Raw genomic sequence first — 15,455 nt, 5'->3', positions numbered from 1 at the left:
CCTCGAACATGATCTCCCAGGTAATGTCTACGGCGCTGGGCAGGTTGTAATTGCGAGGTAGGTCTCGCCGTCCCGCTCCCGCGCGACCACGTCCCGTGTCTTGACCGCGTGGAACGTGCCCAGCGGCTTGACGACCCGCAGGCGCGGTTGGTCGCTCACTCTGCCGTCTCGCCAGCGGCTTCGCGAACGACGTGGGCGACGTCGGCAGGCATGCGGAACCAGTACGTGTCGCCTCTCGATGCCTTCTCGTAGGGCGGGTAGGACTTGCACCTTCGTTCGGCTGCGCCCAACATTCCGGAAGCGCGATTGGGGGCCAACCCGATGGAGGCGCAAAGGTCGGCCCAAGCGACCCACTCGTCGGGACGAGCTGCCAAAGCATCCAGGAACGGCCGCCAGTACTCGGAGGTGCCACCTCGGTAGTTTCGCTGCACGGTTTCAGGCCTGAACCCGGCGAATGCGCGGTACGCGGTGTAGCCCTTGGGCGGGCCGTTTTCAGCTCCTCCCGGGCGGATGGGGGCGCCCCTGGGCGTCTCGGACAAGAGTTCGGCCACGAAGCCATAGACGGCGGCGACCTGATCCTGGGGGACGGAAACGTTGATGTTGACGAGGTTGGTCACGTGTGAGGGTCCTTTGCATGCGATTGCTTTGAGGCCCAAAGGTACCCGTAAGCGATCCCTTAGCCAATCCCTTTGGTGACGGTCCGGGCCGAGGTAGTGCCCTGTGCCCGCCGTGCGGCCACGTACGAATCAAGGCGGTCCATGTCGGCGCCGAAGTCGCTGTGGAACAGGTGGCCGTAGGTGTCGGCGGTGACGGCGATGGAGTGGTGACCCATGAACCGGGACACCTTCTGAATCTCGATGCCGGCCGCGGCCGCGAGCGCCGCGTAGGTGTGCCGCAGGTCGTGCGCGCGAACCGCCTCGAGCCCAGCCTGGGCTGAGGCCGGCTTCAGGTAGTACCGGTAGATACTCGCCGGATCCATATAGCGGTCGTGGTCGGGTGCTCGGGCGCCGCCCTTCTGCCGACCCGGGAACAGCGGCGCAGTGGGGTCGTCCCGGCGCGGGTGCTCGGCGAGGTAGGCAGCCAGTTGGTCGAGAAGGGACCGTTGGAGCAGGACGTAGCCAGCTACGGGTCAGAAGGTTTGGGGTTCGAATCCCTACAGGCGCACAGAGTGCGAAGGCCCCCCACCAGCAAGAATGCCGTGGGGGGCCTTCGCTGTGGTCGACGTGCACCGGTCCTGCCGCGAGGACCTCGCGGTCGCCTTGTCGTACGGATGGCCGGCGGTGCGGTCTCGTCGTTCCGGTCGACGGGCGACGCCCGGGGTGGGCGGGCCCCCTGAGGTGCTCGCCGAGCCTGTCGGGGATCAGAGCCGTGCCGAGCGAGGTGAGGCGAGTCGGTCGTCCGGGCCGTCCACGAGCTGTACGGAGACGTGGATGGTGAGCCCGACCAGCAGGAGGGCGGCAGCGACGACGGTCAGCGGCCCGGGCGACACGACGAGCCGCGCCGCCCGGGCGCGCACGAGGGCCGGCAACCCGACAGGGCGACGTGGTCGGGGACCGTCGGACCGAGACGGACCTCGTGAGACGCCAGGGCCCCACCACGCCACGCTCGCACCGACCAACGCGGCGCTGGCGGCCACCGAGACCCACAGGGCGAACGTCGTGGCGCTGCTCGCCATGGGGAGGGTCGGACCGAGCTCGACCCCGGCCACCGTGATCTGCGGGATGCGCGTCCCCTGGGTGTAGACGACGGCGACCACGGTCAGCCACACCGGTCCGGCTGCGGCGAGGACGACGCGGGGCCAGGTCGCGACACCGGCCTTGGCCGCCCGCACGACCTGGGTGCGTGCGGGCTCGTAGAGACGGGCGGCCCAGGCGTAGCGGGGCACCAGCAGACGCAGCCCGGCGACGACCAGGAGGCTGCCCGGGCCAGGCAGGGGGAGAAGGGCCACTCCCAGGACCAGGGTCAGCCACCCGCTGGCGGTCTGGGCGAAGCGGCGGACGGGGCGGCGGCGCCTCGATGTTGCGGCATCGCCCCGGTGTGCTCCTGGCTCCCCCTCCGTCGTCGGTCCGGAACCGCCGGGCTGCGCCCTGCTCGCCGCCAGGGTTCGCCGGGGGAGGTCGAGGCTGCTCATGGCACCAGGCTCGACGCGCGGCGCCCGGCGTACCAGGCCCTGCTGATCCCCGGCTCGCGCAGCCGGGGGACGGACGCCGGGCACCGGTCGGTGGGTCCTGCGCCTGGACCCGGCGTGCCCTCCTACGCCCCGTGCGGCCTGGTCACGCCGGACGGAACGAGTCGTGCGCCTCGCGCTCGGCGTGCTTGATCATCACGTGCTGGGTCACGGTGTACTCCAGGACCGCCTCGTGGCTCATGTCCTTGCCGAACCCGCTGCCCTTGACGCCGCCGTGCGGTGCCTCGGAGGCGATGGGGAGGTGGTCGTTGACCCAGGTGACGCCGGCCTCGATGCGGTGCGCGACCCGGAGCGCCCTGCCGACGTCGACGGTCCAGACCGACGACGCCAGGCCGTAGGCGCTGTCGTTGGCGAGCACGACCGCGTCGTCCTCGGAGTCGAAGGTGGCGAGCACCAGCACCGGGCCGAACACCTCCTGCTGCACGATCTCGGCGTCCTGTGCGGCACCGCGCAGCAAGGTGGGCGGGTAGTAGCCGCCCGGACCCTCCGGTCGCACGCCACCGGTGAGCAGCTCAGCTCCCGCCGCGACCGCGCGGGTGACGAATCCGTGCACGCGGTCGCGGTGCTCCACCGAGACCAGCGGGCCGATGTCGGTGGCGGGGTCGCGCGGGTGGCCCCAGGTGACCGCGGCCATCCGCTCGGCCAGCCGCCGGGCGAGCTCGTCGGCGACGCTGCTCTCGACGTAGACGCGGGTGGCGGCCGTGCAGTCCTGCCCGCTGTTGTACGTCGAGGCCATCACCAGCGCGCCCGCGGCACCCTCGAGGTCGGCGTCGGCGAAGACCAGGGCCGGCGCCTTGCCGCCGAGCTCGAGGTGGACCCGTTTGGTGGTGGCGGAGGCGGTCTCCATCACCGAGCGCCCGGCGCCCGGTGAACCGGTCACCGACACCATCGCGACCCGCGGGTCGGCGACCAGGGCCTGGCCCACGTCGGCGCCGCCGGTGACGACGTTGAGCACGCCTGGCGGCAGGCCTGCCTCGGCCGCGAGCTCGGCCAGCCGCAGCGTCGTGCGCGGGGTCTGCGGGGCGGGCTTGAGGACCATCGTGTTGCCGGCGGCCAGCGCGGGCCCGACCTTCCAGATCGCCATCACCAGCGGGAAGTTCCACGGGGCGATCCCGGCCACGACCCCGAGCGGGCGGCGGACCAGCATCGAGGTGAAGCCCGTGCTCAGCACTCCCGCACCGGTGCCCTCGAGCGAGCGGGCGGAGCCGGCGAAGAAGCGCAGGTTGTCGGCGGCGAAGGGCAGCTCTCCGTCACGGAACACAGGCACCGGCTTGCCGGTCTCGGCCACCTCCAGGTCGGTCAGCGCGTCACCGTCGGCCTCGAGGAGGTCGGCGAGCCGGAGGAGGACGCGGGCCCGCTCACCCGCCGTCCGCGACGACCAGTCCGGGAACGCGGCGGCGGCGGAGTCGACCGCGGCCCGGACGTCGTCGACCGAGCTCTGGGCCACGACGCAGATGTCGTCGCCTGACGCCGGGTCGACGAGCGTCACGGTGCTGCCGGTGCCGGGACGGCTGGTGCCGTCGAGGTGCAGGCCGGGGGTGGTGGTCACAGAGCTCTCCTCATGAGTTGAAGCCGACGCCGAAACGGTCCATCGCGCGCAGCAGCGCGCCACGGCTGCCGCTGCGGTCCTCGCGGGCGAGGGCCGCGCGGGTGGCCTGCACCGAGGCCCATCGCAGCGGTTCCGGGGGGAAGGGCACGGGGCGACGGCGCACCATGCCGAGCGCGGTCCGCTCGGTCTCGCGGCCCGCGAGCAGGTCGAGCGCCACCCGTGCACCGAAGCGGGACGACGCGACGCCGAGGCCGGTGTAGCCGACGGCGTAGGCCACCCGTCCGGCGTGTGCCGTGCCGAAGACCGGGGTGAACCGCGACGTGGTGTCGATGATCCCGGCCCAGCGGTGCGTCATCCGCACCTCGGCGAGCTGCGGGAAGGTCGCGTAGAACTGCTCGGCCAGCAGCCGGTGCGACGCCTCGCGCTGCTCGCGTCCGGCCTGGGTTCCGTTGCCGTAGTAGTAGACGGCGTCGTAGCCGCCCCACAGGATCCGGTCGTCGGCGGTGCGGCGGTAGTAGTGGAACTGGTTGCCCGCGTCGGTGAGCCCCTGCCCGTCAGCCCAGCCGATCGCGTCGAGCTGGGAGGCGGTCAGCGGCGCCGTGGCCAGGACGTGGTCCCACACGGGCAGCACGTAGGCACGGATCCGCCGGAGCAGCGGAGGGAACGCGTTGGTCGCCAGCACCACCTGGCGGGCCCGGACCGCGCCGGCGTCGGTGCGGACCACCATGCGGTCGCCCTCACGCTGCAGCGACCGCACCGCGGACCCCTCGTGCAGCTCGGCACCGCGCCTCCGGGCGACGTCGCGCAGGCCGGTCGTCAACCCCCACGGGTCCACCAGGCCGCCGCCGGCGGTGCGGACGCCGGCCAGGTAGGACGTGGAGTGGACGTCGGCGCGCACCTCCTCGGCCGTGAGGTAGGTCGACTCCTCGCCGTGCTGGAGGTTCAGCTCGTGCGCGGCCCGGAGCGCCGCGACCTCGTGCGGGCGGGTGGCGATCGCGGTCTTGCCGCACAGGCGCAGGTCCGCGTCCACCTTCTCGCGGTCCACGAACTCGTCGATCTCCGCGACGTTGGCGCGACCGAGCCGGAGCAGCTCGGGCAGCTCGGAGGGCCAGGTGGCGACGCCGTGGGCGAGACCGTGGGTCAGCGACTCGGCGAGGAACCCGCCGTTGCGGCCGGACGCGCCGGCCGCGACGTGGGAGGCCTCCAGGACGACGACGTCGCGGCCCGGCTCCTCCTCCAGTGCGTGGATCGCGGCCCACAGCCCGGTCAGGCCGGCGCCGACGACCACCAGGTCGGCGGTCCGCTCGCCCGCGAGAGGCTCGCTGACGGGGCCGGTGTCGCGACCCTCCCACCAGACCGGCAGTGGCCGGGCGTCCCCGAGGACGTCGCTCACGCGAGACCCTCCCCGACGATCACGGAGTGGTCCCAGGCCAGCCCCACCGACGTGCCGCGCACCGCGCGGGTCGGACCCGGCTCGGAGACCAGGAACGGCTTGGCGAGAGCGGGGACCTCGACCACGACGGTCGACGTACCGCCCTGGAACTGGGTGTCGACGACCGTGCCGGCCAGGGTGCCCTCGCCGGGCGCGACCAGTCGCGCGTCCTCGGGACGGACCATCAGCCGCTCGCCGTCCGACGGCCCTGCCAGCAGGTTGCTGGTCCCGATGAAGTCCGCGACGAACAGGTTGGCCGGGTTGCGGTAGAGGTCGAGCGGTGAGGCGACCTGCTGGACCCGCCCCTCGGCGAGCACGGCGATCCGGTCTGCCATCGACATGGCCTCCTCCTGGTCGTGGGTGACGACGACGAAGGTGATGCCGACCTCGTGCTGGAGCCGCTTGAGCTCGAGCTGCATCTCGGCGCGGACCTTGCGGTCGAGGGCCGAGAGCGGCTCGTCGAGCAGGAGCAGGCGGGGCCGCTTCACGATGGCCCGCGCCAGCGCGACCCGCTGCCGCTGACCGCCGGAGAGCTGTGCCGGGCGGCGGTCGGCCATGGTCTGCAGCCCGACGGTCTCCAGCACCTCGGCCACGCGCTCCGCCACCTGTGCCTTCGGCAGCTTCTCCCGCTTCAGCCCGTAGGCGATGTTGGACCTGACCGAGAGGTGCGGGAACAGCGCGTAGGACTGGAACATCAGGTTGACCGGGCGCTTGTGGGGCGGCAGGGCCAACAGGTCGGCACCACCGAGCAGGACCGCGCCGCTGTCAGGGTGCTCGAAGCCGGCGATCGAGCGCAGCAGTGTCGTCTTGCCGCAGCCGGAGGGTCCGAGCAGGGCGAAGAACTCGTTCTCCGCGATCGTCAGCGAGACCGCGTCCAGCGCGCGGACGTGGCCGAAGGACCGACTCGCCTCGCGCACCTCGAGCAGGGGGGTGGTGGTCATGACTTCTCCGTTCTGCGCACCGCTCGCGCGGCCACGACGACGACGGTGACGCTGATGAGGACGAGCACGGTCGCGAGGGCGTTGATCTCGGGAGTGACGCCGGTGCGCACCATCGCGTAGACGTTGATCGGCAACGTCCGGGTGGTCGGCCCAGCGGTGAAGTAGGCGATCACGAACTCGTCGAGCGAGAGCGTGAAGACCAGCAACGCGCCGGCGACCACAGCGGGGGCGATCGAGGGCAGGGTGACGAGCACGAACGTCGGGAGCGCGCCGGCACCGAGGTCGCGGGAGGCCTCCTCGAGCGCGGCGTCGGAGCCGGCGAGGCGGGACCGGACGACCGCGACCACGAAGGCCGTCCCGAAGGCGGCGTGGGCGAGCATGATGGTGAGCGCGCTCTTGGGGATGCCGGCCGCGTAGAAGAACGCCAACAGCCCGATCGCCAGCACCAGGTCGGGAAGGATCGCAGGCGCCATCGCGGCGGCCTCGAGCATCTTGGACCGCGTGTAGCGGGCGAGGCCGACCGCGAGCAGGGTGCCGAGCACGGTGGCGACCACCGTCGCTCCGGCCGCGATCCCGAGGGAGGTGACCACGGCCTGGACGAGGTCGCTGTCGCGAGCCAGCTCGCCGTACCAGCGGAGGCTGAAGCCGTCCCAGGTGTAGGCCGAGCCGCCGCCGTTGAACGACATCGCGACCAGCACCAGGATCGGCAGGTAGAGGAAGAGCGCGCACAGGACCAGCGGCAGCCACAGCCACCCGAGCCCGGTACGGCGCCCGGCTGCGCGGCTAGGCACGAGCACCGCCCTCGACGCGCCGGGTCACCCACGCCTGGCCCAGGAAGAGCAGGACCAGCAGGGCCACGACCATCATCGCGAGCACCGACCCGAACGGCCAGTCCTGCGCCTTGAGGAACTGGTCGCGGATCAGGTTGCCGACCATGACGGTCTTGCCGCCGCCGAGCAGCTCGGGCACGACGAAGTTGCCCAGGCTCGGGACGAACACCAGGATCGATCCGGTGACGATGCCGGGCAGCGTGAGCGGCAGCTGGACGCCGAGGAAGGTCCTGACCCGCCCGGCGCCCAGGTCGGTCGAGGCCTCGAGCAGCCCGTCGTCCACCTTCTCGATCGCGGCGTAGAGCGGCAGGATCATCAACGGCAGGTAGGAGTAGACGAGACCGACGACGACCGCACCCGGCGTGTAGAGCAGGGTGAACCGCTCCTCGACGATCCCCAGCCCGACCAGCAGGTCGTTGAGCAGGCCCTGGCTGTTGAGGAGCACGATCCAGGCGTAGACCCGGATCAGGAAGTTCGTCCAGAACGGCACCACGACCATGACCAGCGCCACCGTCCGCCACCGCGGCGGCAGCTTGGCGATCGCGTACGCCGTGGGGTAGCCGATGAGCAGCGCGATCAGGGTGGCGAGGAGCGCCAGCCCGAGGGACTCGCGGAAGACCTCGAGGTAGACCGAGTCGGTGACGCGGGCGAAGTTGTCGAACCCGAGCTCCCACTCGACGCCCCCGAAGCGGCCACGACGGGCGAACATGTAGCCGGTCACCAGGCCGACCGGCACCGCCACGAGGACGGCGTAGAACAGCAGGCCCGGGCCCAGCAGCACGGCGGGCTCCACGCCGCGGCGCAGCCGCGCCCCGAGTCCGCCGTGCGGGCTGGTCGACATCAGGACGCCGTGACCTCGGTGATGATCTGGTTGTAGAGCGCAGCGGCGTCGTCGCCGACGTCGGTCATGTTCTCCCCGGCGAGCATCTCCTCACGACGGGCGCCCAGCGTGTCGTAGGACTTGGTCAGCGTGGCCGGCACCTCGGCCAGGGCGGCCTGGTTGGGGATGTTGTAGAGGATGTTCTCCTCGACCCAGGCGTGCGTCTTCGCCTCGAGGATGGTGTCGATGAAGGCGTAGGCGGCCTCCTTGTTCTCCGAGGACTTCAGCACCGCGATGCCGTCGGTCCACAGGTCCGAGCCCTCCTCGGGCACGACGAACTTGATGTTCTCGTCCTCGGCGGTGCCGTAGTTGCACCACCCGTCCCAGGCCTGGGTCATCGTGGCTTCGCCGCTGATCAGGCGCTCGTAGAACGTGGTGTCGTCGTAGGCCAGCAGGTTCGGCTTCGCGGCCAGCATCAGGTCCTTGGCCTCGGCGAGCTCCCCCTCGTCGGTGGTGTTCACCGAGTAGCCGAGGGCCTTGAGGGCCGGCAGCATCGCCCAGCGCTCGGTGCCCATCATCGTCACCTTGCCCTGGTTGGCCGCGGTCGGCTCGAGCAGGTCGTACCAGCTGGTCGGGGCCTCGTCGACGAGGTCGGAGCGGTAGCAGATCCCGGTGGTGCCCCAGGTGTACGGCGCCCAGTAGGCGTCGCCGTCGACCTCGGCGGTCTCGACGGCCGCGGGCTCCAGGTTGCCCCAGTTGTCCAGGAACTCGGTGTCGAGCTGCTCGAGCATCCCGGCCCTGGCGAGTGCCTCCAGGTAGGGCTGCGAGCCGAAGACGACGTCGAGGCCCTCGCCGCCGGACCCGGTGACCTTGGCGACCATGTCCTCGTTGGTGGCGTGCGAGGTCACCTCGACGGTCGCGCCGGTCTCCTTCTTGACGACGTCGGCGATGTCGTCGGGCATGTAGGCGTCCCAGTTGGAGACCACGATGGTCTGCGTGCTGAGGTCGGCCTCGGGGTCGAGCTCGCTGGGCTCGGCGGCGGACTCGCTGTCCCCTCCGCAGCCCGCGACGACGAGGGTCAGAGCGGTCCCGAGAACGGCCGCGGCCGCGATGCGACGGGGACGGCGGATGCTGGTGTTCATGGCTCTCTCCGGTCTCGGGCCGAGGGCCCGGGGAACGTGATCTGACCTCGGTGCGGGTCGCCTTGACCCGAGAACCTTGCACCTAAGTTCAGGGAACGCAATGGCCGAAACACAGTCTTTTCGCACCGAAACACCCCGTTCACTGAACACATCTTCAATTTTCGGAACTGACCTGGCAGGCTCCTCCCGACAGCCCGCCGACTCGAGGAGAGCCATGGCAGTCGGTCGTAAGGAGCGCCGTGAGAATCTCCTGGCCGCCGCCCAGAAGGCGGTCGCCGAGCACGGCGCCGACGTGCGCCTCAAGGACGTCGCTCAGGTCGCCGGCCTCACCTCGGGCGCGATCCTCTACCACTTCCCCGACATCCAGACGCTGCTCGTCGAGGCCAACCGGGCCGGAATGGAGCGCTTCTACGACCAGCGGCTGAAGGCGATCAGCGGGCCGATCACCCCGGACCGCAAGCTGGTCGTCACCATCGCCTCGGGCCTCCCGCGCGACTCGGAGGACGAGGCGGTCCGGCTGCTGTGCGAGCTGGGCGGCGCCGCCGGTCGCTACCCGCGCTACGCCGCCATGCTCACGTCGCTCTACGACCGCCAGGTCGCGATGTACCAGGTGATCCTGGAGGACGGGGCCGCCTCCGGCGTCTTCACGCTGGCCCAGCCGTCCCAGACCGTGGCCCGCAACATCGTCGCCCTCGAGGACGCCTACGGCTACCGGATGGTGGCTCGGCACGCGACCATCGGGCACGGCGTCGCCACCCAGCTGATCCTCGACTACGCCCGGCTCGCGACCGGTCACCCGCTCGACCAGCCCGACCCGACCGTCCCCGATGCAGGAGATCCCGCATGACCCAGCTGACCGTGCTGTTCCTCCCCGAGTCCGCGTACGGGCCGACCAACCAGTGCATCGGGCTCGGCGACCTGCTGCTCAAGCGCGGGCACCGGGTGGTCTTCGCCTCCGAGTCGTCCTGGGCCGGCCGGCTCGCGCCCCTCGGGTTCGAGGAGCGGTTGATCGACCTCGCCGCGCCCGACCCCGGCGCCGGCGAGGAGGACGCGGGCCAGTTCTGGACCGACTTCATCGCCGAGACCGCACCGGAGTTCCGCAAGAGCACCACCGAGCAGCTCGAGACCTTCGTGCGACCGACCTACCAGGCGCTGATCGACGGGGCGCAGTACGCCGAGCCGGCCCTGCGGGCGATCCTGGCCGACGTCCGGCCCGACGTCGTGGTCGAGGACAACGTCGTGCTGTTCCCCGCGTTGACGACCAGTGGCGCCCCGTTCGTCCGGATCGTCTCCTGCAACCCGCTCGAGGTGCCCGGCCCCGGGGTGGCCCCCGGCCTCTCGGGCCTCGCGCAGGCAGACCCGGCCAGCTGGGCGCCCTACCGCCAGGAGCTGGACCGGACCCACCGCGACCTGTGGCAGTCCTTCAACGCCTGGGTCGTGGAGCAGGGCGCCGCACCCCTGCCCGACCTGGAGTTCATGCCGCGCGACAACGCCGCCAACCTCTACGTGTTCCCCGAGGAGGCCGACTACGTCGCAGAGCGTCCGCTGGACCGGTCGTGGACGCGGTTGGACTCCAGTGTCCGGCTCACCGACGAGGAGTACGACGTGCCGGCCGCGGTCGCCGACCGCCCGGAGGGCAGCGCCCTGATCTACCTCTCGCTCGGGTCCCTCGGCGGTGCCGACGTCGACCTGATGAAGCGGCTGGTCGAGGTGCTGGGCCGCAGCCGGCACCGCTTCATCGTCAGCAAGGGACCGCAGGCCGACCTGATCACCCTGGCCGACAACATGGTGGGCGAGCAGTCCCTGCCGCAGACGAAGGTCATCCCCCAGGTCGACCTGGTCATCACCCACGGCGGCAACAACACCACCACCGAGGCGCTGCACTTCGGCAAGCCGATGGTCGTGCTGCCGCTGTTTTGGGACCAGTACGACAACGCGCAGCGGGTGGACGAGCTCGGCTTCGGCGTCCGGCTGGCGACCTACGACTTCACCGACGAGGAGCTGACCGGCGCGATCGACCGGCTGCTCGCCGACGCCGACCTGCGTGCCTCCATGGCCGCGCTCGGTGAGCGGATCCGGGCACGCGACGGCCTGGAGGTGGGAGCCGCCGTCATCGAGCGGGTCGGTCTCGAGCACGTGGCTTCCCGCACGTGACGCCCAGGTGATCGTCCTCGACCGCCTGCCGCTCGCCCCCGGCCTCGTCCTGCTCCTCGCCGACGAGGGCGACGGCCTTCCGCGACCCGTGCCGTGGGTCGTCGACGCCGACCGCCGGGCCGCGAGCGGGGACGGCGCGGCCACCGCGCTGGTCGCCCTGCTCGGCGGGGGCACCCGTCGGCTGGGGCGTTTCCAGGTCACCACCTGGGCGCACACGGCGGTGTCGGGCGAGCGGTCGGTCGGCGTCGACCAGACCAACGAGTCCGTGGTCGTGGGGGAGCAGGCGGTGGTCAAGTGGTTCCGGGCCGCCGAGCCCGGGCCCCACCCGGCGCCGACGGTCGTGGACGCGCTGCGGCGGCAGGGGTTCGACGGCATGCCCGCGCCCTGGGGGCTGCTGGAGTGGCGCGCGAGCGGGGACGACGCGCCCCGGCTGCTGGCGACCGTCGACACGCTGCTCTCGGGTGCGCTCGACGGGTGGACCTGGGCCGTCGACGACCTGCGTGACGCCGTCCTCGACGGCTCGACCGAGGTGGTCCGCGAGACCGGTCACCGGCTCGGCGACCTGGTCGGGCGGCTGCACGTCGCCCTCGCCGCGGACGGCGTCCACGAGGCGACTCGCGACGACCTCGCCGACTGGGAGGCCGGCGCCGACCGCGACCTCGAGCAGGCGCTGGCCGTGACATCGGGCGAGCCGCACGAGGTGCTGGCCCGGCGGGCCGCCGCGGTCCGCGCCGGCACCCGGCCTCCCGCGGCCGCCTGCGGCTCGCCGCTCCTGCCCGTGCACGGCGACCTCCACGTCGGCCAGGTGCTCCGGCAGGGTGCGGGCCCGGGCGCGACCTACGTCGTCACCGACTTCGACGGCAACCCTGTCGTCCCCCTCGCGCAGCGGCTGCTTCCGCAGCCCCCCGCCCTCGACGTGGCGGGGCTGGCGCAGTCGATCCAGCACGCCGCCCTGGTGCTGCGCCGCCACGAGCCGCACCACGACCTCGCCACCGCGTCAGCCGCCGCCGACGCGTGCGAGGAGGCGTTCGTGTCGACGTACGCCGCCACCGTCGCGGCCCACGGCCGTCCGGCGCTGCACCAGCCCGGACTCGTGCGCGGCTTCCGGCTGCGGCAGGTGTGCCGCGAGTTCAGCTACGCCGCGGTGCACCTGCCGCGCTGGTCCTACGTTCCCGAGGCGGCGCTCCCGGCGCTGCTGCCGCTGACCGCTACGGAGTCCTGATGGAACCCTCGGCCTTCCTGACCGACGTGCAGCGCAAGCCGACCGCGCTGCGCGACCTCGCCGCCGTGCTCGGCAGGGGGAATCCGTGGGCGGGGCTGGATCCCGGGCCCTCGCGCGTCGTGCTCGTCGGGATGGGCTCCTCGGCGTACGCCGCATCGGTCGCCGCCGCCCGGATGCGCGCGAGGGGCCTCGTCGCCGTTGCCGAGCTGGCCAGCAGCGACCTGTTGCCCGCCTGGGGCGAGGGCACCCTCGTGGTCGCGATCTCCGCCGGCGGCGGCTCGGTCGAGACCCTCGACGCACTGCGCCGCGTGCACCCGGACGCGACCGTCGTGGCGCTGACCAACACACCTGGCTCCGAGCTGGCGTCACGCTGCTCGATGGTGGTCGCGATGGAGGCGGGCGTGGAGGAGGGCGGGGTGGCGTGCCGGTCGTTCCAGCACACGCTGGTGCTGCTGCTCGCCCTCGAGGCCCACCTGCTCGGCGACGCCCTCGACCCCCTCGTGTCGACCGTCCTGGGCTCGGCCACCGCGACCTCGCACCTGCTGTCGACGCAGGCGTCCTGGCTCCCGGAGGTGACGTCGCTGCTCGACGGACCTGCGGGCGTCCACGTGGTCGCCCCGGCCCGGCGCCTGTCGTCTGCCCAGCAGGCGGCGCTGATGCTCCGCGAGGGCCCGCGTCGCGCCGCCGTCGCCTGCGAGACCGGCGACTGGGCGCACGTGGACGTCTACCTCACCAAGAACACCGACTACCGGCTGCTCTCCTTCGCCGGTTCCGGCTGGGACGCGGGCATCCTCGAGTGGACCCTGCCCCGCTCGACGACCGTGGTCACGGTCGGCGGCGAGCTGGAGGACGCGGCCTGCACCCTGCGCTACCCGGGCGACGACGCCGACGACGTCCGGTTGCTCACCGAGGTGCTGGTCGGGGAGCTCGTGGCTGCTCGGCTGTGGCTGGCTGGGTGACGGCCGGTTGGGCCTGCGCGTCCGTCAACACCCGGCCCGACGGTAAACTGGGCACGAGGCCCGACCGGGTCGTGCCGACGACCGCCGGTCGCCCCACGGGTCCGTCGCAACAGCGATGAGGAGATGCCTGTGGCCACCGAGGCACGCGCGCGGCGACCACGGGCCGATTTCGAGCGCAACAGGTCGGAGATCCTCGCGCAGGCCGAGCGCCACTTCGCAGCCGATGGTGTCGGGGCCTCGTTGGAGGCCGTCGCTCGAGACGCCGGCGTCGGGTCAGCCACCCTCTACCGGCACTTTCCGAGCAGGGACGCCCTGCTGGCCGAGGTCCTCGAACGCCGCGCGACCCAGATCGAGGCCGAGATCGAGCGGATCGAGGCCATGAGCGACAGCGGCGCCGCTCTCGAGGCGTGGCTCGTGGCGATGGAGGACTTCTTCGGTGCCTACGAGGGCCTTCCGGGCCCCCTGCGCAGTGCGTTCCTCGAGGAGCACAACCCGCTGGCCACGACCTGTGTGGGGTTCGTCGAGTCGTCCGACCGACTGTTGCGCGCTGCGCAGGAGGACGGCCACGCGCGCCCGGGGGTCAGGGGCCGGGATCTCTTCCTGGGGGCGCTGGCGGTCAGCTGGTTGAGGGGGGCCTCCATGGCCGACCGCAGGTCGCGGCAGCACCTCAGGGAGTTGCTGAGGGACGGCTGGTCCGCGTGAGCTGACCCTCGTCCGGTGCGTCCTCGGAATAACTGGGGGCTCCCCCTGTTTGCGATACGGGGGATGACCCCGTTTCGTTGAGTCGAGGAGATGCACGTGTTGCTGAGGGACAAGGCCGCGCCGCCGGCGAGGCCCGGAGCATGACCGGCCGTCAGATGATCCTGGGCGGCATGCTCGGATCGAGCTACGGGGGCTTGGTCAACGCCTGGCGGGCACCCGGGGTCGATCCGTACAGCTTCGCGAGCACGGATGCGCAGGTGCGTGTCGCGCGGTCGGCCGAGCGCGGAGGGTTCTCCTTCATGTTCCTCCCGGACTTCGCCGCCGTGCGGGGCGGGGAAGAGCGTGCCGGCCTGGGCATGACGATGGACCCGATGCTCGCCCTGGCGGCGGTCGCGCGCGAGACCTCGCACATCGGCCTCGTGGCGACGGGGTCGACGACATTCCAGGAGCCCTACAACCTGGCGCGCCAGTTCAAGGCCCTCGACGTGATGAGTCACGGACGCGCGGGTTGGAACGCCGTGACGACGAGCGACCCGGCCGTTGCGGCGAACTACGGGAAGCCGGTGGCCGGCCGCTCCGAGCGGTACCAGCGGGCGCACGAGACGATCCAGGTCGTCCAGGCGTTGTGGGGGAGCTGGGAGATGGACGCCTGGATCGGCGACCGCGACTCGGGACGCTACTTCGACCCGGCCAAGCTGCGCCCGGTGAACCTCCAGGGTGAGCACGTGGCGGCCCGCGGTCCGCTGCCCATCCCGCCGTCCGAGCAAGGACAGCCGGTCGTCTTCACGGCCGGGGGACCGAGCCCGCACCTGCTCGAGCTCGCCGGCCGCTACGCGAACGGGTTCATCGCGGAGGTCTGGACGATCGAGGAGGCCCATCAGCAGCGCGCGATGGTGCGTGAGGCCGCACGTCGCGCAGGCCGCGACCCCGACGAGGTCAAGTACTTCCCAGGTCTGATGACCACGGTGGCGCCGTCGGTCCGCGAGGGGCTGGACCGCCGACTGGCCGTGACCGGCGAGGCACCAGCAGCCCGCGTGCAGATGCTCGGTCAGATGCTCGGGCTGCACCTCGGTCCCGATCGCCTGGACGACCCCCTCACCTCCGGCGAGCTCGCACGCGCCTTCGCGGCACCCGTCGACCCGAGGTCCGAGATCGCCCTGCGGGTGGCACGACAGGGATGGTCCGTGCGCGACGTCCTCGCCCACGGCGTCATCGACTTCCACCCGACAGTCGTCGGTCCGGCCGAGCTCGCCGCCGACCACCTCCAGGAGTGGTTCGACGCCGAGGCCGCCGACGGGTTCTGGGTCATCCCGGACCTCGCCGAGTCCGGCATGGACGCCTTCGTCGACGAGGTCGTCCCCGTCCTGCGCGCCCGGGGCCTCTACCCGGGCGAGTACGCCGGACAGACCCTGCGCGACAACCTCGGGATCCCGGAGCAGTACGGCCTCGACCCGCGCCTCCAGGCGCTGCCCGACCACTGACCGCGCCGCCGACTGCGCCCGGCGCCCCTCCAGCC

General features: G+C 72.1%; 15 protein-coding genes. 6 read left to right on the top strand and 9 right to left on the bottom strand.

Going from position 1 to position 15,455, the window contains the following annotated elements:
- Positions 1-155 precede the first annotated feature (155 nt).
- From AC4OR8_RS02025 to AC4OR8_RS01985, 9 genes are all read right to left on the bottom strand, one after another.
- Positions 156-617 (bottom strand): hypothetical protein, encoded by a 462-nt coding sequence (locus tag AC4OR8_RS02025; protein ID WP_492163902.1) that lies wholly within the window; start codon positions 615-617, stop codon positions 156-158.
- 59 nt (positions 618-676) lie between these two features.
- Positions 677-1,111, bottom strand: a complete 435-nt coding sequence (locus AC4OR8_RS02020; protein ID WP_492164461.1) for a tyrosine-type recombinase/integrase — start codon at positions 1,109-1,111, stop codon at positions 677-679.
- 249 nt (positions 1,112-1,360) lie between these two features.
- Positions 1,361-2,131, bottom strand: a complete 771-nt coding sequence (locus AC4OR8_RS02015) for a PGPGW domain-containing protein (RefSeq protein WP_492163901.1) — start codon at positions 2,129-2,131, stop codon at positions 1,361-1,363.
- A 142-nt stretch (positions 2,132-2,273) separates the two neighbouring features.
- On the bottom strand, positions 2,274-3,737 hold the full coding sequence (locus AC4OR8_RS02010; RefSeq protein WP_492163900.1) for an aminobutyraldehyde dehydrogenase: 1,464 nt from the start codon (positions 3,735-3,737) through the stop codon (positions 2,274-2,276).
- A gap of 10 nt (positions 3,738-3,747) precedes the next feature.
- Positions 3,748-5,130 (bottom strand): NAD(P)/FAD-dependent oxidoreductase, encoded by a 1,383-nt coding sequence (locus AC4OR8_RS02005; RefSeq protein ID WP_492163899.1) that lies wholly within the window; start codon positions 5,128-5,130, stop codon positions 3,748-3,750.
- The gene (locus AC4OR8_RS02000) at positions 5,127-6,110 is read right to left on the bottom strand and encodes an ABC transporter ATP-binding protein (protein ID WP_492163898.1); all 984 of its coding nucleotides are present in this window, start codon (positions 6,108-6,110) and stop codon (positions 5,127-5,129) included. The genes AC4OR8_RS02005 and AC4OR8_RS02000 overlap by 4 nt, the downstream gene beginning before the upstream one ends.
- The gene (locus tag AC4OR8_RS01995) at positions 6,107-6,901 is read right to left on the bottom strand and encodes an ABC transporter permease (RefSeq protein ID WP_492163897.1); all 795 of its coding nucleotides are present in this window, start codon (positions 6,899-6,901) and stop codon (positions 6,107-6,109) included. Before AC4OR8_RS01995 ends, AC4OR8_RS02000 begins: the two co-directional genes overlap by 4 nt.
- A complete protein-coding gene (locus AC4OR8_RS01990; RefSeq protein ID WP_492163896.1) occupies positions 6,894-7,781 on the bottom strand; it encodes an ABC transporter permease in 888 nt (295 codons plus the stop codon). Before AC4OR8_RS01990 ends, AC4OR8_RS01995 begins: the two co-directional genes overlap by 8 nt.
- Positions 7,781-8,902 (bottom strand): polyamine ABC transporter substrate-binding protein, encoded by a 1,122-nt coding sequence (locus AC4OR8_RS01985; RefSeq protein ID WP_492163895.1) that lies wholly within the window; start codon positions 8,900-8,902, stop codon positions 7,781-7,783. The genes AC4OR8_RS01990 and AC4OR8_RS01985 overlap by 1 nt, the downstream gene beginning before the upstream one ends.
- 214 nt (positions 8,903-9,116) lie before the next feature.
- Between AC4OR8_RS01985 and AC4OR8_RS01980 the strand changes: the two genes are divergently transcribed.
- From AC4OR8_RS01980 to AC4OR8_RS01955, 6 genes are all read left to right on the top strand, one after another.
- On the top strand, positions 9,117-9,749 hold the full coding sequence (locus AC4OR8_RS01980) for a TetR/AcrR family transcriptional regulator (protein WP_492163894.1): 633 nt from the start codon (positions 9,117-9,119) through the stop codon (positions 9,747-9,749).
- On the top strand, positions 9,746-11,056 hold the full coding sequence (locus AC4OR8_RS01975) for a glycosyltransferase (protein WP_492163893.1): 1,311 nt from the start codon (positions 9,746-9,748) through the stop codon (positions 11,054-11,056). Before AC4OR8_RS01980 ends, AC4OR8_RS01975 begins: the two co-directional genes overlap by 4 nt.
- Positions 11,057-11,063: 7 nt before the next feature.
- Positions 11,064-12,278 carry a hypothetical protein gene (locus AC4OR8_RS01970; protein WP_492163892.1) on the top strand — a complete coding sequence of 405 codons (1,215 nt, stop codon included), beginning with the start codon at positions 11,064-11,066 and terminating at the stop codon, positions 12,276-12,278.
- On the top strand, positions 12,278-13,237 hold the full coding sequence (locus tag AC4OR8_RS01965; protein ID WP_492163891.1) for an SIS domain-containing protein: 960 nt from the start codon (positions 12,278-12,280) through the stop codon (positions 13,235-13,237). Before AC4OR8_RS01970 ends, AC4OR8_RS01965 begins: the two co-directional genes overlap by 1 nt.
- Before the next feature lie 129 nt (positions 13,238-13,366).
- Positions 13,367-13,939: a TetR/AcrR family transcriptional regulator gene (locus tag AC4OR8_RS01960; RefSeq protein WP_492163890.1), complete on the top strand. Its 573-nt coding sequence runs from the start codon at positions 13,367-13,369 to the stop codon at positions 13,937-13,939.
- A gap of 140 nt (positions 13,940-14,079) precedes the next feature.
- Positions 14,080-15,420, top strand: a complete 1,341-nt coding sequence (locus AC4OR8_RS01955; RefSeq protein WP_492163889.1) for an NtaA/DmoA family FMN-dependent monooxygenase — start codon at positions 14,080-14,082, stop codon at positions 15,418-15,420.
- Positions 15,421-15,455 lie beyond the last annotated feature (35 nt).

The sequence above is a fragment of the Nocardioides sp. FY1077 genome (assembly GCF_058681775.1).
The sequence above is the reverse complement of the archived record's forward strand: the minus strand, read 5'-3'. Positions and strand labels throughout refer to the sequence as shown.